The organism is Xanthomonas sp. DAR33341, from assembly GCF_003992815.1.
GTDB classification, from domain to species: Bacteria; Pseudomonadota; Gammaproteobacteria; order Xanthomonadales; family Xanthomonadaceae; genus Xanthomonas; species Xanthomonas cissicola.
The window spans coordinates 135,586-152,738 of sequence record NZ_QEYV01000010.1 but is presented as its reverse complement, the minus strand read 5'-3'; the positions used below and the strand labels follow the sequence as shown (position 1 = coordinate 152,738).

At 66.4% G+C, this 17,153-nt stretch carries 14 protein-coding genes; 11 read left to right on the top strand and 3 right to left on the bottom strand.

Annotation, left to right across the window (positions count from 1 at the left end; all coding sequences use genetic code 11):
• Positions 1-66: 66 nt before the first annotated feature.
• Positions 67-960 (bottom strand): LysR family transcriptional regulator, encoded by an 894-nt coding sequence (locus tag EO156_RS01220; protein ID WP_016849533.1) that lies wholly within the window; start codon positions 958-960, stop codon positions 67-69.
• A 431-nt stretch (positions 961-1,391) separates the two neighbouring features.
• Here EO156_RS01220 and EO156_RS01215 point away from each other — a divergent pair, with 431 nt between their 5' ends.
• The 11 genes from EO156_RS01215 (at position 1,392) to EO156_RS01160 (ending at position 15,499) form a co-directional block, all read left to right on the top strand.
• Positions 1,392-2,663, top strand: coding sequence for an allantoate amidohydrolase (locus tag EO156_RS01215; RefSeq protein WP_033483000.1), 1,272 nt, complete (start codon positions 1,392-1,394; stop codon positions 2,661-2,663).
• Positions 2,653-3,909, top strand: a complete 1,257-nt coding sequence (locus EO156_RS01210) for an alanine--glyoxylate aminotransferase family protein (RefSeq protein WP_016851529.1) — start codon at positions 2,653-2,655, stop codon at positions 3,907-3,909. Before EO156_RS01215 ends, EO156_RS01210 begins: the two co-directional genes overlap by 11 nt.
• Positions 3,906-4,796: an allantoinase PuuE gene (gene puuE, locus EO156_RS01205; RefSeq protein ID WP_016851530.1), complete on the top strand. Its 891-nt coding sequence runs from the start codon at positions 3,906-3,908 to the stop codon at positions 4,794-4,796. The genes EO156_RS01210 and puuE overlap by 4 nt, the downstream gene beginning before the upstream one ends.
• Positions 4,793-5,188, top strand: a complete 396-nt coding sequence (gene hpxZ, locus EO156_RS01200) for an oxalurate catabolism protein HpxZ (RefSeq protein WP_011050226.1) — start codon at positions 4,793-4,795, stop codon at positions 5,186-5,188. Before puuE ends, hpxZ begins: the two co-directional genes overlap by 4 nt.
• Complete coding sequence (gene uraD, locus EO156_RS01195) at positions 5,185-5,676, top strand: 2-oxo-4-hydroxy-4-carboxy-5-ureidoimidazoline decarboxylase (RefSeq protein ID WP_011050225.1); 492 nt, start codon at positions 5,185-5,187, stop codon at positions 5,674-5,676. The genes hpxZ and uraD overlap by 4 nt, the downstream gene beginning before the upstream one ends.
• Complete coding sequence (gene hpyO, locus EO156_RS01190; RefSeq protein ID WP_016851531.1) at positions 5,673-7,094, top strand: FAD-dependent urate hydroxylase HpyO; 1,422 nt, start codon at positions 5,673-5,675, stop codon at positions 7,092-7,094. Before uraD ends, hpyO begins: the two co-directional genes overlap by 4 nt.
• Entirely contained in the window at positions 7,064-7,423 is a 360-nt protein-coding gene (gene uraH / locus EO156_RS01185; protein ID WP_016851532.1) for a hydroxyisourate hydrolase, read from the top strand. The genes hpyO and uraH overlap by 31 nt, the downstream gene beginning before the upstream one ends.
• Positions 7,424-7,588: 165 nt before the next feature.
• Entirely contained in the window at positions 7,589-8,062 is a 474-nt protein-coding gene (locus EO156_RS01180) for a DUF1456 family protein (RefSeq protein ID WP_003489391.1), read from the top strand.
• Between the two features lie 1,060 nt (positions 8,063-9,122).
• A complete protein-coding gene (gene hrpB, locus EO156_RS01170; RefSeq protein ID WP_029827840.1) occupies positions 9,123-11,624 on the top strand; it encodes an ATP-dependent helicase HrpB in 2,502 nt (833 codons plus the stop codon).
• A 160-nt stretch (positions 11,625-11,784) separates the two neighbouring features.
• Entirely contained in the window at positions 11,785-12,216 is a 432-nt protein-coding gene (locus EO156_RS01165) for a hypothetical protein (RefSeq protein ID WP_003489387.1), read from the top strand.
• A gap of 289 nt (positions 12,217-12,505) precedes the next feature.
• Positions 12,506-15,499 carry a TonB-dependent receptor gene (locus tag EO156_RS01160; protein ID WP_016849141.1) on the top strand — a complete coding sequence of 998 codons (2,994 nt, stop codon included), beginning with the start codon at positions 12,506-12,508 and terminating at the stop codon, positions 15,497-15,499.
• 123 nt (positions 15,500-15,622) lie between these two features.
• Here EO156_RS01160 and EO156_RS01155 read toward each other — a convergent pair whose 3' ends face one another.
• Both EO156_RS01155 and EO156_RS01150 read right to left on the bottom strand, forming a co-directional pair.
• Positions 15,623-16,195: a pseudouridine synthase gene (locus EO156_RS01155; protein ID WP_016849142.1), complete on the bottom strand. Its 573-nt coding sequence runs from the start codon at positions 16,193-16,195 to the stop codon at positions 15,623-15,625.
• Positions 16,196-16,287: 92 nt separating this feature from the next.
• Positions 16,288-17,142: a class I SAM-dependent methyltransferase gene (locus EO156_RS01150; protein WP_016849143.1), complete on the bottom strand. Its 855-nt coding sequence runs from the start codon at positions 17,140-17,142 to the stop codon at positions 16,288-16,290.
• Between the last annotated feature and the right edge of the window lie 11 nt (positions 17,143-17,153).

The window sequence follows — 17,153 nt, the reverse complement described above, 5'->3', positions numbered from 1 at the left end:
CGGGCTTATGAGGCCCACTCATCAACGATGTGCCTGCGTCGAGCGCCTCTGCCTGGCGCGGATCCCTCAACCCTTGTAGCGCAGCGCATCCACGACGAGGTTGAAGGCGGACGAGGAATGGCGGCGGCTGGGATAGAACGCATGCAAGCCCGGCCAGGTCGGCGACCAGTCCTTCATTACCCAGCGCAGCCGCCCGGCCTTGATATGCGGGCGCGCCAGATCCTCCTGCACGAACGCGATACCGAAGCCATCCACCGCCGCGTCCAGCGCTTCGTAGATGCCGTTGAAGGTCAGTTGGCCATCCACGCGCACGATGACTTCGCGGCCGTTCTTTTCCAGCTCCCAGGCGTAGATGCCACCGGCGGTTTTCATGCGCAGGTTGATGCAGCTGTGCGCGGTGAGGTCCTGCGGCGTCTTGGGGATGGGCCGACGTTCGAGATAGGACGGCGCGGCGACGATGGCCATGCGCATGTCCGGTGCGATGCGCGCGGCGATCATGTCCTTTTCGACCTGGTCGCCCAGCCGAACGCCCAGGTCGTAGCGGTCGGCAACGATGTCGGTCAGGCCGTTGTCGACCACGATCTCGACCTTGATCTCGGGGTAGTCGCGCAGCAACCTGGACAGCTTGGGCCACAGGATCGCGCGCGCGGCGTAGTCGGTGGCGGTGATGCGCACGGTGCCTGCGGGCGTGTTGCGCATTTCGCCGAGCGCAGACAGCGCCTCTTCAATTTCGGCAAAGCGCGGTGCCACCGTCTGGATCAGCCGCTCGCCGGCTTCGGTGGGCGCCACGCTGCGTGTGGTACGGGTCAGCAGGCGCAGACCCAGCGTCGCTTCCAGCCCGCGAATGGTGTGACTCAGCGCCGACTGCGAAACGCCCAGCTTGGCGGCAGCGCGGGTAAAGCTGCCCTCGCGAACGATGGCGATCAGCGCCAGCAGTTCCTTGAAGTTGTCGCGCGCCATTGGTGAATCTCTTTCATGGAATCCACATGACTGTAGCAGCCGGTGAAAAAGGGATCCCAAAGCCCTCTTCTGCGGGAGACGGGTTGGGGTGAGGGTACGGCCGGCCAGCATTCTCGATGCTGCCACCCCCTCCTCCGCCCCTTCGGGGCCCTTCTCCTGACCGAAGAAGGAAAACGCCGGCCTTAAGCCGCCGTCGCATTTTTTGCAACTCCCGGCCCTAAAAAAACCGCTTTGGGGTAACGGGGGCCGGTTCGTATAGTCGATTCGACGGCCGCCGCCCCTGCCGCGCAAGCACCTGATGCCATTGCGAGGCGACCAACGTTGGCGATATCCGCCCCTTTCCACACCGCCTGCGGAGGCTCCATGCATCAGCACTTATCGCATCGCGGTCCTGGCAGCTCCTTTGCAACCACACACCCGCACGGCACCCCATGCTGAGCGCACAACGCAGCTCACCCGTCCACAGCTCGGGCGCACGCGCGGTCGCCCGCTGCGACGCATTGGGCCTGCCGCCCTACAGCGACACGCCCGGCGGGCTGTTCCGCGCCTGGCTCACCCCGGCGCATCGCGCCGCCGTGGCACAGGTGAGCGAATGGATGCGCCAGGCCGGCATGCAGGTGCGACTGGACGCAGCGGCCAACCTGGTCGGGCGCTACGAAGGCGCGCGTGCCGACGCGCCGGCGCTACTGATCGGCAGCCACCTGGACAGCGTGCGCGATGCCGGGCGCTACGACGGTCCGCTCGGCATCCTGCTCGGCATCGAATGCGTCGCGGCGCTGCATGCGCATGGGCGCCGGCTGCCGTTCGCCATCGAGGTCATCGCCTTCGGCGACGAAGAAGGCTCGCGTTTTCCCGCGTCCATGTTCTGCAGCCGCGCGGTGGCCGCCACGCTCGACCCCACCACGCTGGCGGTCACCGATACCGCCGGCATCACGGTGGCCAGTGCCTTGGCCGAGTGGAACCTGGACATCGCCCACGTGCAGCACGCTGCCCGCGCGCCGGGCAGCGTGCTGGCGTATCTGGAAACGCATATCGAACAAGGCCCGGTATTGGAAGCGGAAGGATTGCCGCTCGGCATCGTCAGCGCCATCGCCGCGCAGCGACGCTTCGCGCTGCGCTTCGAGGGCCGCGCCGGGCACGCCGGCACCACCAGCATGGCGCTGCGCCGCGACGCATTGAGCGCCGCAGCCGAAGCGCTGCTGGCCATCGAACGTATCGCCCGCGCAGGCAGCAGCGACCTGGTCGCCACGGTCGGCAAGCTGCAGGTGGCGCCCGGCGCCACCAACGTGGTGCCCGGGCGTGTGGACTGCTCGCTGGACGTACGCGCCGGCAGCGATGCAGGCCGCGATGCGGCCGTGCAGCAGATCGAACAGGCACTGGCGCAGATCGCCATCCACCGCGGCATCGCCATCGCGATCGAGCCACTGCAGACGCTGGCCGCCAGCCCCTGCGCCCCGGCACTGATCATGCGGCTGGAACAGGCGGTTGCCGCGCAAGGCATCGCACCGCGGCAACTGGTCTCCGGTGCGGGCCACGATGCCATGGTGATGGCCGCGCTGTGTCCGACTGCGATGCTGTTCGTGCGCTGCGCCGGCGGGATCAGCCATCATCCGGACGAACATGTCGATCCGGCCGATGTCGAGATCGCGCTGGCAGCCATGCGCCACTTCATCGACCATCTGGGAGATCCCCTTGTCACCTGATCTGCGTCAGCTGCATACCTTCGGCGAACTCGATCCCCCGCAGCGCCTGTTGATGGGTCCGGGCCCGGTCAATGCGCATCCGCGCGTGCTGCGCGCGATGGCAGCCGATCTGCTGGGGCAGTTCGACCCGGAAATGACCACCTACATGAACGAGGTGATGGCGCTCTATCGGCCGTTGTTCGGCACCGAGAACCGCTGGACGTTCCTGGTCGATGGCACCGCGCGCGCCGGTATCGAAGCGGCGCTGGTGTCGCTGGTCAGCCCGGGCGAGCGCGTGCTGGTGCTCAACTTCGGTCGCTTCGGCTTGTTGCTCACCGAAATCCTGGGCCGCCTCGGCGCCGACGTGCACAGTGTGGATGCGCCGTGGGGACAGGTGTTGCCGCTAAGCGCGATTGCCGAGGCGATCAAGCGCGTCGCGCCCAAATTGGTGGCCACCGTACACGGCGACACCTCCACCACCATGGCGCAGCCGCTCGATGGCGTCGGCGCACTATGCCGCGCAGCCGGTGCACTGAGTTATGTGGACGCCACCGCCACCATCGGCGGCATGCCCATCGCCAGCGATCGCTGGGACGTCGACGTGGTCACCGGCGGCCTGCAGAAATGCCTGGGCGGGCCATCCGGCTCGGCACCGATCACCGTCTCCGAGCGCGCCGCAGAAGCGATCTTCGCGCGCCGACATGTCGAACGCGGCATCGTGCGCGCCGACATCGCCAACGGCAGCGGCCCGCGCATCGCATCGAACTATTTCGACCTGGCGATGATCATGGATTACTGGTCGGACAAGCGCCTCAACCACCACACCGAAGCCACCACCATGCTGTACGGCGCCCGCGAATGCGCACGCGTAGCCCTGCAGGAAGGGTTGGATGCACGCTTCGCGCGCCACGCGGCCGCCGGGCGCGCGGTCAGCGCCGGCATTCGCGCGTTGGGGCTGGAGGTGTTCGGCGACGATGCGCATCGCATGACCAACGTCACCGGCGTGGTGATTCCGCCCGGCATCGACAGCGAGGCGGTACGCCGCCGCATGCGCGAAGATTTCGAGATCGAGATCGGTACGGCGTTCGGCCCGCTGCAGGGCAGGATCTGGCGCATTGGCGCGATGGGCTACAACGCCATGAAGCACAAGGTGCTGATCACCCTGGCCGCGCTGGAGGCGGTACTGCGCGCCGAAGGCTATGCCTGCACGCACGGCCTGGCGGTGGAAGCGGCACTGGCCGCCTGGCACGCGGAAGTGCAGGCATGAACGCTGCGCGCGACCTGCTCGGCTATGGGGCCACGCCACCCGCGGCGCAATGGCCCGGCAGCGCGCGCATCGCAGTGCAGTTCGTGGTCAATTACGAAGAAGGCGCGGAGAACTGCGTGCTCAATGGCGATGCGGGGTCTGAGGCGTTCCTGTCCGAAATGGTCGGTGCGCAAGCGCACGCCGGTGCGCGCGCCATGGCAATGGAAAGCCTGTACGAATACGGCAGCCGCGCCGGTTTCTGGCGGCTGCATCGGCTGTTCACCGCACGCAACGTACCGGTGACCGTCTTCGGTGTGGCGCAGGCATTGGCGTTCAATCCGGATGCGGTGGCCGCGATGCAGGCGGCCCAGTGGGAAATCGCCAGCCACGGTCTGCGCTGGATCGATTATCAACACGTGGACGAGGCCACCGAACGCGCGCACATTGCCGAGGCCATCGCCGTGCATACGCGCGTCACCGGCAGCCGCCCGCTGGGTTGGTATCAGGGTCGCACCAGCCCCAACACCGCCCGCCTGATTGCCGAAGAAGGCGGCTTTGTCTACGACGCCGACAGCTACGCCGACGATATACCGTATTACGACGGCCGCCATGGCCGCGCGCAGTTGATCGTGCCGTACACGCTGGATGCCAACGACATGAAGTTCGTCGCCTACAACGGCTTTGCCGATGGCGAGCCGTTCTTTCGCTATTTGCGCGACAGCTTCGAGCAGTTGCGCGGCGAAGGCGGGCGCATGCTGTCGATCGGCCTGCACGGGCGCATCGTGGGCAAGCCGGCACGCGCGGCGGCGCTGGCGCGCTTTGTGGACCATGTGCTGGCCAGCGGCGATGCCTGGATTGCGCGCCGCATCGATATCGCGCGCCATTGGCTGCAGGTGCACCCGGCATGAGCATTGCAGCCTCCGAGATCGATCTGCCCGAGGTGATCGCGCAGGTGACTGCCGCCTTCCATGCCTACGAAGCAGCGTTGATGCGCGACGACATCGCCGCGATGGATACGCTGTTTCATGCAGCGCCCAGCACGGTGCGTTATGGCGTGGGCGAAGTGCTGTACGGCATCGATGCGATCCGCGCATTTCGCATCGGCCGCGGTGGTTCGCCGCAGCGCCAGTTGGCGCATGTGCAGGTGCATGGCTTCGGCCACGATTTCGCCACCACGCATGCCGAGTTCATTCGCGAGGGCAGCAGTGCGCGCGGTCGGCAGAGCCAGAGCTGGGTGCGCTTTGCCGACGGCTGGAAGGTGGTGGCCGCGCATGTCTCGCTGCAAGGCACGCACGCATGAGCGTGGTCGACGACCCCGGGCTGGACGATGCCGCCTTCATGGCGCGCTACCGCGACTTGTTCGAGCACTCGCCGTGGGTGGTGGAACGTGCGCTGCGTCGGCGGCCGTTCGTCGATGTGCATCGCGGCCTGATGCAGGTTGTCTACGACGCATCGCCGCAAGATCAGGTCGCACTGATCCGCGCCCACCCCGAGCTGGCCGGCAAGGCCGCGATCGACCGCACGCTCACTGCCGCATCGGCCGCAGAGCAGGCTTCGGCAGGGCTGGACCGGCTCGACGAAGACGAATTCAAGCGCTTCCACGCGCTCAATCAGGCCTATCGCCACCGTTTCGGATTTCCGTTCGTGATCTGCGTGCGGCTGCACGACAAGGCCGGCATTCTGGCCGCGCTGGAGCAGCGTCTGGATGCATCGCGCAATGCAGAGATCGCCACCGCCATCGCCGAAATCGGCAAGATCGTTCACCTGCGCCTGGAGGCACTGTCATGAGCCTGGCCCACCTCGAACGTACCCTCGCCCACGACCTGCAATGCCTAGCCCACGGCGGCGATGCCTGGGTGCAACCGCGCGTGCATCCGAGCGGGCACGTCTACGACGTGATCATCGTCGGCGCCGGCCAGAGCGGCCTGGGCGCGGCGTTCGCGCTGCAACGCGAGCGTGTACACAACGTGCTGGTGATCGACGAAAACCCGGCTGGCCAGGAAGGCCCGTGGGTCACCTACGCGCGCATGCAGACCTTGCGCACGCCCAAGCACATCACCTCGATCGATCTGGGCGTGCCATCGCTCACGTTTCGCGCGTGGTGGGAGGCGCAGTACGGCAGCGCCGCTTGGGACGCGCTGGACAAGATTCCGCGCGCGCGCTGGATGGATTATCTGCGCTGGTATCGCACAACGCTGCGCTTGCCGGTGCGCAATGCCACCCGCGTGGTCCGCGTGGAGCCGCACCTCGCACCGGGTATCCATCGCCTGCATCTGGCGATGGGCGCCCCCCTGCTCGCACGCAAGCTGATTCTGGCCACCGGCATTCAGGGCGGGGGCCAGTGGGTCGTGCCCGAGTGGATCAGCCGCGCCCTGCCCGCGCATCGCTACGCGCACACGTCCGGCCACATCGATTTCGCCGCACTGGCCGGCAAGCGTGTGGGCATTCTGGGCGGCGGCGCCTCTGCCTTCGACAATGCCTGCTTTGCGCTGGAACAAGGCGTCGCCAGTGCCGAGGTGTTCGTGCGCCGCACCGAATTGCCACGCATCAATCCGTTCCGGCACATGGAACAGGCCGGCATCATTCCGCGTTTTCTGGCGCTGCCGGATGCAGACAAGTATCGGATGATGGCCAGCTTCTTCGCGCACAACCAACCGCCGACCAACGACACCTTCCAGCGCGCGTGTGCGCATGCCGGCTTCGCACTGCATCTGGGTGCGCCATGGCTGGACGTGGCCGAACGCGATGGCGAGATCGTCGTGCGCACGCCGCAGCGCGAACACCGCTTCGATTTTCTCGCCATCGCCACCGGCCTGGTCACCGATCCGCAGCTGCGGCCGGAACTGGCCGCGCTGTCCGGGCGCATCGCCTGTTGGGGCGACCGCTACCAGCCGCCGTCGGGCCAGGCCAACCCGGTGCTGGACGCACATCCCTATCTGGGACCTGGCTTCGAACTGCTGCCGCGCACGCCCGACGATGCCGCGCTGCTGCACGGCCTGTTCGCATTCAACTATTCGGCGCTGATCAACCACGGACCTTCGGCCGCGGCCTTGTCCGGGCTCAAGGTCGCACTGCCGCGGCTGGCGCGCGCGGTGGCCGACCAGTTGTTCCTGGACGACCGCCAGGCCATCGTCGACCAATACTTGGCATACGACCAACCCGAATTCGTCGGCCAATGGCCGCAGCCAGCTCAGGCGGTGGCATGAGCACGCTGTCCACGCACGTGCTGGACACCGCCAGCGGCCGCCCCGCCGCAGGCGTGCCGCTGCGGTTGTTCGCCGGCGACACGCTGCACTTCGAGGGCGTCACTAACCATGACGGCCGCTGCCCGGACCTGGCCGCGCTCGCGCTGCATCCCGGCCGCTACCGGCTGGAATTCGACCTCGCCCGCTACTGGCAGGCCACCGGCATGGCGCTGGCCGATCCGCCGTTTCTGGACCGCATCCCGATCGCCTTCGGCATCGCCGAAGACGGCCACTACCATGTGCCGCTGTTGCTCTCCCCGTACGGGTACTCCACCTATCGCGGCAGCTGAGCGCTGCATATTGCCGCAGCGCAAGCGGTTCGGACCCTTCTTCACGGTCTGCGCTTCCCTCGCACTGCCGGCGCCGTAGTCCCCTGCGCACAGTGTCAGACCGGTTTCACTCAAGCCCCGTAGAATGGCCGCTTTCCGGCGACAGGCCGGGGCACCGGAACGGTCATGATCCACAACGATGTACTGCGCAGCATCCGCTACATGCTCGACCTCAGCGACGACAAGGTGGTGGACATCACCCACTTGGCCGACCCCGAGTTCGCGCTCGACAAGCCGCAGGTACAGGCCTGGCTGAAGAAGGAAGACGAGCCGGGCTTCGAGCCCTGCACCGATGCGATGCTGGCGCGTTTTCTCGACGGTCTGGTGCTGCGCTTCCGCGGCCGCGACGAGAGCCAGCCGCCACGCCCGCTGGAAACCCGCGTCGGCAACAACCTGGTGTTGAAGAAGCTGCGCGTGGCCTTCGAACTGAAGGACGTCGACATGCACGCCATCTTCGCCAGCGCCGGTTTCCCGCTGTCCAAGCCGGAACTCTCCGCACTGTTTCGCCAACCCGGCCACAAGAATTTCCGCCCCTGCGGGGACCAGCTGCTGCGCGCCTTCCTCAAGGGCCTGACCGCCCGGATGCGCGAAGCCGGTTGACGTCTGAGCGGTGCGCTTGGCCGACTCGGCCGGTCTGACGACGATGCCATGCGACGTACGGCTGTCGTGTTCACCGAGGACAGTGGCCTGCGCGGTTTGGATCACGCATAGAGCGGATGATTTGAAGCTTGGCTGCAGGCCCTTGCCCGCCCACCATCGCGGACACGCTGCAAGTACGTGCGCGTAAGGTCCCGCGACGGCACGCGGGCAAGGAACAGTCGCGTTGGTCGGTACGCAGCGTGTTGAATAAGCAACCAGCACTCGTCTTGCGCTGCGCCCTTCGTTTTCGGACAAACCCTCAGCCGACTGTCCGGCGCGGTGCCCTCACCGATTGCGGGACCGTTGGCGGCATGGATGCCGCCATCGAGCCCCCACGGATGGGTTAACGGCGTGTCCCGCGCGCGGTGAGGGCACCACGCCCTCGACGCAGCGAGCGTGCGACAGGACCTGCGAACCCGCCAATGCATGAGGTGCTTCGATTCCCAGCGCTTCCGCTCCAGGCTGGCCGGCGCAACGATCCTGATGACCGGTGCACTGGAACGCCCTGCACGCAACGCGAGCGCGACCAGCGCTTGCAGACATGCGTCGGCAACAGTACCCAGGGCGATGTCTCGCCGCCGACGCTTCCAGGGAATGGATGACACTGCACGCACAGCCTGCACTGCATCCGCCTGACGCAGGTGCATCCATCCACTGATGGCGGCAACGTGCACCCCACACGGTGCGTGTTGCCACCCAGCCGCACCTTAGAGCGTGTTATGCACGTTGAGATGAGATGCGTTGGCCGTCAGCGGTGCGGAGCGGATGCTGCGCGGCGCCGGCTTGGCTGGCGCCAAACCAAGCCGCGCGGCGCGCACTCGGCGCCGCTGGCCGCCAACCCTCCGGGAAGCGCCCTGTGGCGCGCCGAGACCGCGTTGCGCGCCTTGCCCAGGCGGCCAAGCCTGGGCCGCAGCGCACGCCTTGTCTCGACGCGCCACAGGACGCTTCGCACTCACCTCAACGTACATAACACGCTCTAGCTCGTCGCCGCAGCGTGCCACAGCCCGTATCCTTCCCGCGCATGACCGACCCCGCTTTTCCGATCTCCCCGTTATTGCCGCAGATTCGCGACAGTCTCGCCGCGCATCCGCGGCTGGTGCTGGAAGCGCCGCCCGGCGCCGGCAAGACCACCCAGGTGCCGTTGGCGCTGCTGGACGCGCCGTGGCTGGCCGGCCGCAAGATCGTGATGCTGGAGCCGCGCCGCGTGGCGGCCCGCAGCGCGGCGCAGTTCATGGCGCGCCAGCTTGGCGAGCCGGTCGGCGAGACGGTGGGATATCGCATCCGCTTCGAGAACAAGACCTCCGCGCGCACCCGCATCGAAGTCGTCACCGAAGGCATCCTGACCCGGCTGATCCAGGACGACCCGATGCTGGAAAGCGTCGGCGTGCTGCTGTTCGACGAATTCCACGAACGTCATCTGGCCGGCGACCTGGGTCTGGCGCTGGCGCTGGATGTGCAGGCGCAAGTGCGCGATGACCTGCGCATCGTGGCGATGTCGGCCACGCTGGATGGCGAACGCCTGGCCGGCTTTCTGGAAGCGCCGCGGCTGAGCAGCGCCGGTCGCAGTTTCCCGGTGGAGATCGCGCACTTTCCGGCGCGCCGCGACGAAGCGCTGGAGCCGCAGACGCGCCGCGCGGTGGAGCACGCGTTGTCTACACATCCCGGCGATGTGTTGGTGTTTTTGCCCGGCCAACGCGAGATCGCGCGGGTGCATGGCGCACTGCAAGATGTACTGGATCCGGCGGTGCAAGTGCTGGCGCTGCATGGCGAGCTGTCGGTGGAGGCGCAAAGCCAGGTACTGCAGCCCGACCCGCAAGGCCGCCGCCGTGTGGTGTTGGCCACCAACGTAGCCGAGTCGTCGGTCACCTTGCCTGGCGTACGCGTGGTGATCGACAGCGGTCTGGCGCGCGAGCCGCATTACGACCCCAACAGCGGATTTTCGCGGCTGGACGTAGCGGCCATTGCCCAGGCCTCGGCCGACCAGCGCGCCGGCCGCGCCGGGCGCGTCGCCAGCGGCTGGGCCTACCGGCTGTGGCCGCAATCGCAACGGCTGGAGCCGCAGCGCCGCGCCGAAATCACGCAAGTGGAACTGACAGGCCTGGCACTGGAACTGGCCGCCTGGGGCAGCAGCGCGCTGCGCTTTGTCGATGCGCCGCCCAGTGGCGCGCTGGCCGCCGCGCACGAGCTGCTGCAGCGGCTGGGCGCGCTCACCGCAAGCGGCGGCATCACCGCGCTCGGCCGGCGCATGCTCGCGCTGGGCACGCATCCACGCCTGGCGGCGATGCTGGCGCAGGCCGGCGAGGCGACGCGTGTCGCGCTGGCCTGCGACCTGGCCGCGCTGCTGGAAGCACGCGATCCCCTGCGCCAGGGTGGCGATGGGCTGGCCGCGCGTTGGCGGGCGCTGGCGGCATTTCGTCAGGGCCGCAGCGCGGCCGACGCCAATCGCGGTGGCCTGGCTGCCATCGACAGCGCCGCCAGACAATGGCGCCGCCGGCTGCGCTGCGACAGCGTCCCGCCGTCCAGCGTCGAAGCGCACGCACTCGGCGACCTGCTATCGCATGCGTTCCCCGATCGCATCGCCGCACGCCACCCCGCCGACCCGCTGCGCTACCTGCTCGCCAACGGCCGCAGCGCGCGCCTGTTCGACCATAGCGATCTGCGCGGCGAACCGTGGCTGGTGGCCAGCGAGCTGCGCTACGAAGCCAAGGATGCGCTGTTGCTGCGCGCCGCGCCGGTGGACGAAGCCTACCTGCGTCGCAGCCTGCCCGAGCGCTTCGTGCAGCAGGACGTGGTGCAGTGGGACGCCGATAAGCGCGCGCTGGTCGCCCGCCGCCAATCCAGCTTCGACCGTATCGTGCTCGACAGCCGCCCAGCCGGCCGCGTCGATCCGGCGCATGCCGCAGGCGCGCTCACCGACGCAGTGCGTCAACTCGGCCTGGACGCCCTGCCGTGGACAGAGAACCTGCAGCAGTGGCGCGCACGCGTGCAGTCGTTGCGGAGATGGATGCCCGAGCTGGCGCTGCCCGATCTCTCCGATGCAGCGCTACTGGAGACGCTGGACACCTGGCTACGCCCGGCCTTCGCCGGCAAGACCCGACTGGACGCGCTGGATGAAGCCAGCCTGGGCGAAGCGCTGAAGAGCGCGCTGCCCTGGGAGCGCCGCCAGTCGATCGACCGCCATGCGCCCACCCGCATCAGCGTGCCCTCCGGCATGGAGCGACCGATCAGCTATGCCCTCGACCACGCCGGCCAACCGCTACCGCCGGTGCTGGCGGTCAAGCTGCAGGAACTGTTCGGCCTAGCCGAAACCCCACGCATCGCCGACGGCCGTATCCCGTTGACCTTGCACCTGCTGTCCCCCGGCGGGCGGCCGCTGCAGGTGACCCAGGACTTGAAGAGTTTCTGGGCGACTACGTATCCGGACGTAAAAAAAGAGATGAAGGGGCGGTATCCGAGGCATCCGTGGCCAGACGACCCTTGGACCGCTGCAGCCACCCACAGAGCAAAACCACGTGGCACCTGAAACGCATGGACCCGCAGCGGCGGTGAAACAGACGGGAGCTCGAAATCTCCCGCGGCGCGCTACCTAACCGTAAGCCAAACGGCACCCAGCTCCGCTAACGCCGCCTATACGCATCAGCGCACAGACTGCAGATCACGTACTCAGAAAGGAAACGCCTCCGATGAGCAAGCTGACTGTGATCACCGAACGCGCCCTGGAGCGTGCCCTGGAACTGGCCGGCACTGCAGGCGACCAGTTGCGTCACGCCGCGTCCAACGCGGGCGATCAGGCACGCAACGCCGGCAGCAGCCTGCGTCATTTCGGACCGAGCGCAAGCGAATGGCTCAAGACCGGTGCCGCGCTCGGTGCGGTGCGCACCGGTGGCAAGGCTGCCAGCAAACTGGTCAAGCGCAACCCGGCCGTCACGGTTGCTGCCGCGGTCGCAGGGCTCGGCCTGATCGGCTATGCGGTGTACCGCAAGCGTCAGCGCGATCAGCAGGTGCTCGGCGGTAACGTGCATCGCCTGGATCGCGAGCACGCCAGCAATGCCAATGCACGGCGTGCCGCCTACCAGCGCCGCGGTGCAGTGACCCCGAGCGACGGCATCGAATAAGCCGACATCCGAAGCGGACCCCCAACGCCACGGCCCTGCGCCGTGGCGTTGTCGTTTATGGCATGCATGCAATCCATGCATTGATGTCAGCGTCTGACAAACCGCAGGAACTGCCATAGCGATTAGATCTAGCGACATGACAACACTGCATTTCTGAATAGCGGGTTGCGCGGTAATTAATAGCCGCGGGGATCACATCGCAACCAGCGCCATACATCGCAGTGTGAACATCACAGTGTGTCTGTGGCCGATGTGCTCCCACTTCCCCGATCTCCAGAAGTGATGGTTCATGACGGCTCTCTCTCCCACGTTACGGCCTAGCGCGCTCGCGCTGGCGTTGTTGTTTGCCAGTGCATCGCCGTTGGCGTTTGCACAATCCACCACCGGCAGCATTGCCGGCCAGGCGCCGACATCGGCCACACGCATTGCGGTACGCAGCGATACCGGGCTGACCCGCGAGGTCGAGGTGGACGCACGCGGCCGCTACGCGTTGGGCCAATTGCCGTTGGGTACCTATTCGGTCGTGGCCAAAGATGCCGCTGGCAATGTGCTGACCTCGCGCCAGGCGGTGACGCTGACGGTGGGCACCACGACCGACGTGTCGTTCGGCGCGGTGACCCAACTGGATGGCGTCAGCGTCACTGCAGATCGCGCAGCAGCGGCGATCGACGTCACCACCGTGGATTCGCGCACCGTCATTACGGCCGAACAACTGCGGCGGTTGCCCTTGGGCCGTTCGGCCGAAGCGATTGCGCAGCTGGCACCGGGTGTAGTCGGCAATAGCGGCAGCGGGACCTACAGCGGCCCGAGTGGCGAGCAATTGGTGAGCTTCGGCGGCTCTTCTGCTGCGGAGAACGCGTATTACATCAATGGCTTCAACACCACCGACCCACTCCGAGGCCTGGGTGGCCTGACCTTGCCTTACGGCAGTATCGATCAGCAGGAAATCTACACCGGCGGCTACAGCGCAAAGTACGGCCGCTCCGATGGCGGCGTGATCAATGCCGTGGGCAAACGCGGCACCAACGAATGGCATTTCGGTGGTCAGGCGCTCTGGGAGCCTGCATCCACGCGCGCCGACAAGGACGACGTGCGCTACCCGGCCAACGGCGCCTTGTACCGCCCCGACAGCCAGGACCGGCAATGGGTGTCCACCCAGAGCGTGTATGCCGGCGGCCCGTTGATCCAGGACAAGCTGTTCGTGTTCGGCTCCTATGAACTGGAGCGTCGCCAGGGCCGCGAACTGGACAGCGTGGAAGACACCAACGCCGACACCGGCTATCAATACGACCGCCCGCGCTGGTACGGCAAACTGGATTGGAACATCACCGACAATCACTTGCTGGAACTCACCGGCGCATCCAGCCGCAATGTGTATCGCGGCAGCATCTACAACTACGATTACGCTGCGCTGACCCGCGGCAGCCTGCGCGGCCAGGACGACACCACCAAGACCGGCGGCAATCTGTGGAGCGCCAAATACACCGGTTATCTCACCGACCGCCTCACCGTGAGTGCGCTGTACGGCAAGATGAAAACCGATGACTACGTCGGCAACCCCGCCTACGACGGCTCGCTGACCTATCTGTCCAACACCTCGCTGCAGAATCCCGCACTCAACGGCGGCAACCCGATCACCAACGCGCAGACGACCTCGCTGCTGGTCGACCCGGATCGCGGCAACCGTACCGACAACCTGCGACTGGATCTGAATTACGTCATCGGCCAGCACTCGATCACTGCCGGAATCGACAACCAGAACGCACGCGCGCTCAATCGCGGCTCGGTGACCTCCGGCGACGGCTATTACTGGATCTATGGGCAATCCAACCCCAACGTGCCGATCAATACCGGCCTGGGCGTGCCGGCCACCGGCGGCATCGTCAACGGCGAAGACGGCTATTACGTGCGCCGATACATCTCCAGCGCGTTGGCCTCGGTACGCTCGGCGCAACGCGCGCAATACATCGAAGACAACTGGCAGGTCAGCGACCGGCTGTTGCTCAATCTGGGCCTGCGACTGGACCAATTCACCAACTACAACCGCGATGGCGATGCCTACATCAAGCAATCCAGCGGGCAATGGGCACCGCGCCTTGGCTTCAGCTGGGACGTCGATGGCGATGGGCATTTCAAGGTGTTCGGCAATGCCGGGCGCTACTACCTGGCGCTGCCGCTGAATCCGGCCTTCAACGCGGCCGGCGCCACCTTGGCAACATCCACGTACTACACCTACGGCGGCATCGATGCCAACGGTTACCCCACCGATCTGACCCAGTTCACGCAAGCGGTATCGTCCAACAACAATTACGGCGTGCTGCCCGACCCGAAGACCGTCGCCACCTCCGGCATCAAGCCCTCGTTCCAGGACGAATTCATTCTGGGCTTTTCCAAAACGCTGGGCGAGAGCTGGGTGTACGGCGCCAAAGCCACCTACCGCCTATTGCGGAGCGGCGTGGACGACTACTGCGACATCGATGCGGTCCTGGCCAAGTCCGATGCGCTGGGCTACAACGTCACCAAGCAGAGCAATCCGGTCAGCTGCTGGTTGATCAATCCGGGCAAGGCCAACACCTTCACCCTGGTCGACACCGGCGGTAACTACGTCAGCGTGCCGCTGAACAATGCCGAGCTCGGCATGCCCGCCTTCAAGCGCAACTACTACGCGCTCAATCTGTCGCTGGAGCATCCCTTCGACAGCCGTTGGTACGCAAAGGTCGATTACACCTTCTCACGCAGCTATGGCACCACCGAAGGTCAGCTGCTCTCCAACATCGGGCAGACTGCGGTGGCGACATCTCAGGCCTGGGATTACGCGCAGCTGATGGAGCATACCAACGGCCCGCAGAGCAACGACCACACCCATCAGCTCAAGGTGTACGGCTATTACCAGCTCTCGCCGCAGTGGCTGGTGTCGGCGAACCTGGCCGTGGTCACCGGCGCGCCGTTCAGCCCGCTCGGCTCGTACGGTCCCAATTCCGAAGATCCGGCTGGTTACGGCATCGCCTATCACTACTACCAGGGCCAACCCGCACCTCCTGGCAGCCAGGGTCGCCTGCCGACGATGACGCAACTGGACCTGGGCCTTGCCTACCGTCCCGACATTGCCGATGGCAAGCTCGGTTTCAATCTGGATGTATTCAACGTGTTCAATACGCAAACTGCGTTGTGGCGCTATCCATATTCGGAACTGGATCCAGGACAGCCGGATCCGCTGTATGGTGCGGCAAATGTGCGGCAGGCGCCGCGCTCGCTTCGGGTCAGCGTGAGCTTCGATTATTGAGTCTGGGTGCAGGCGACGTTTTGCCACTCTGCGCTTGAGATCAGCTCATACAGCGCTATGCAGCCGCCAGGCACGCGCGGCCGGTGCTGATGCCGTCGGTTCGCACACCGCGTGCGCGTCGGTTCAGCGCCGGCTCCGACTCGGCCGTGCGTTGGTTGTTGCTTCAGCGCGCCACTGCCCGGGCGCAAGCGCGTCCAGCCGCCAATCGCCGATGGCCACGCGCACCAGGCGCAAGGTCGGCAAGCCCACCGCTGCGGTCATGCGCCGCACCTGCCGGTTGCGGCCTTCGGTGATCTGCAGCTCCAGCCAGGCATCGGGCACCGTCTTGCGCACGCGCACCGGTGGATCGCGCGGCCACAGCTGCGGTGCCGGGTCGAGCATGCGCACCTGTGCCGGCCGGGTGGGGCCATCGTTGAGCACCACCCCGTCGCGCAATGCCTGCAGGTGTTCGGCTTGTGGCGCGCCTTCGACTTGTACCCAGTACGTCTTGGGCTGTTTATGGCGCGGGTCGGTCAGCCGATGCGCCAATGCACCGTCGTCGGTCAGCACCAGCAAGCCTTCGCTGTCATGGTCCAGACGGCCTGCGGCATAGACATCGGGCGGCAAGCCGAATTCGGCCAGCGTGCGCTTGGGCGGCTGCGAGCGGTCGCTGAATTGCGAGAGCACACCGTAAGGTTTGTTCAACAACACCAACATTGCCAATCCTGTTGCGCGACGCGCTGCACGAACCCGATGCCGTCAAACATCTGCATGCCGACACGCGCAACGCGCCGGCATGCAGGTCTGCGTCAGCGCTTGACGAACTTCAAGGTCATGCGGTCGCTCTCGCCGATGGCCTGGTACTTGGCATCGTCGGCCTTGTCATGGCTGTTGCTGGGCGGCAGCGTCCACACACCGCCTGGGTAATCCTTGGTGTCGCGCGGGTTGGCGTTGACCTCGCTCTTGCCAACCAGGGTGAAACCGGCGGCTTCGACCATTGCAATCACCTGTGCCTGGCCAACGTAGCCGCTCTTGTCGTCGGCCGGCACATCGGCCTTGGCGCGATGTTCGACCACGCCGAGCACGCCACCGGGCTTGAGCACCTTGTAGAAGCCGGCGAACATCGCCTCGGCAGTGCCGGCCATGCGCCAGTTGTGCACGTTGCGGAAGGTCAGCACCAGGTCGGCGGAGTTGTCCACGCCGAAGGACGGAGACTTGGGAACATACGACACCAGCGACGGCTTGCCATACACCTCCGGCTTGGCATGGAACTTCTTCTCCAGCTCGTCGCGCGCACGCTGCGCGTACTCGCGGCTGCGACCTTCCGGTGCCGACGCCGGGTCGACCACGGCGGCCACGTACTTGCCCTGTTCGCGCAGGTACGGTGCCAGGATTTCCGAATACCAGCCGCCGCCCGGCGTAATTTCGATGACGGTCTGGGTCGGCTTGATGCCAAAGAACGCCAGCGTCTGGCCAGGGTGGCGATATTGGTCGCGCTGCACGTACACGCGGTCGCGCCAGTTGCCATCGATGGCCGCCTGCAATGCGGCGTCGGGCGCCGGCAAGGTCGCGCTATCGGCTGGCTTTACCGCCATCGCCAGCGGCGCGCTCATCGCCACCACCACACCCATCACACATGCACAGGCCAGTTTGTTGCGGATCATCGCAGCACCCT

Coding starts and splice junctions, on each gene's coding strand:
- EO156_RS01220 (WP_016849533.1), bottom strand. CDS start 960: ATGGCGCGCGACAACTTCAAGGAACTGCTGGCGCTGATCGCCATCGTT.
- EO156_RS01215 (WP_033483000.1), top strand. CDS start 1,392: ATGCTGAGCGCACAACGCAGCTCACCCGTCCACAGCTCGGGCGCACGC.
- puuE (WP_016851530.1), top strand. CDS start 3,906: ATGAACGCTGCGCGCGACCTGCTCGGCTATGGGGCCACGCCACCCGCG.
- hpxZ (WP_011050226.1), top strand. CDS start 4,793: ATGAGCATTGCAGCCTCCGAGATCGATCTGCCCGAGGTGATCGCGCAG.
- uraD (WP_011050225.1), top strand. CDS start 5,185: ATGAGCGTGGTCGACGACCCCGGGCTGGACGATGCCGCCTTCATGGCG.
- hpyO (WP_016851531.1), top strand. CDS start 5,673: ATGAGCCTGGCCCACCTCGAACGTACCCTCGCCCACGACCTGCAATGC.
- uraH (WP_016851532.1), top strand. CDS start 7,064: ATGGCCGCAGCCAGCTCAGGCGGTGGCATGAGCACGCTGTCCACGCAC.
- EO156_RS01180 (WP_003489391.1), top strand. CDS start 7,589: ATGATCCACAACGATGTACTGCGCAGCATCCGCTACATGCTCGACCTC.
- hrpB (WP_029827840.1), top strand. CDS start 9,123: ATGACCGACCCCGCTTTTCCGATCTCCCCGTTATTGCCGCAGATTCGC.
- EO156_RS01165 (WP_003489387.1), top strand. CDS start 11,785: ATGAGCAAGCTGACTGTGATCACCGAACGCGCCCTGGAGCGTGCCCTG.
- EO156_RS01160 (WP_016849141.1), top strand. CDS start 12,506: ATGACGGCTCTCTCTCCCACGTTACGGCCTAGCGCGCTCGCGCTGGCG.
- EO156_RS01155 (WP_016849142.1), bottom strand. CDS start 16,195: ATGTTGGTGTTGTTGAACAAACCTTACGGTGTGCTCTCGCAATTCAGC.
- EO156_RS01150 (WP_016849143.1), bottom strand. CDS start 17,142: ATGATCCGCAACAAACTGGCCTGTGCATGTGTGATGGGTGTGGTGGTG.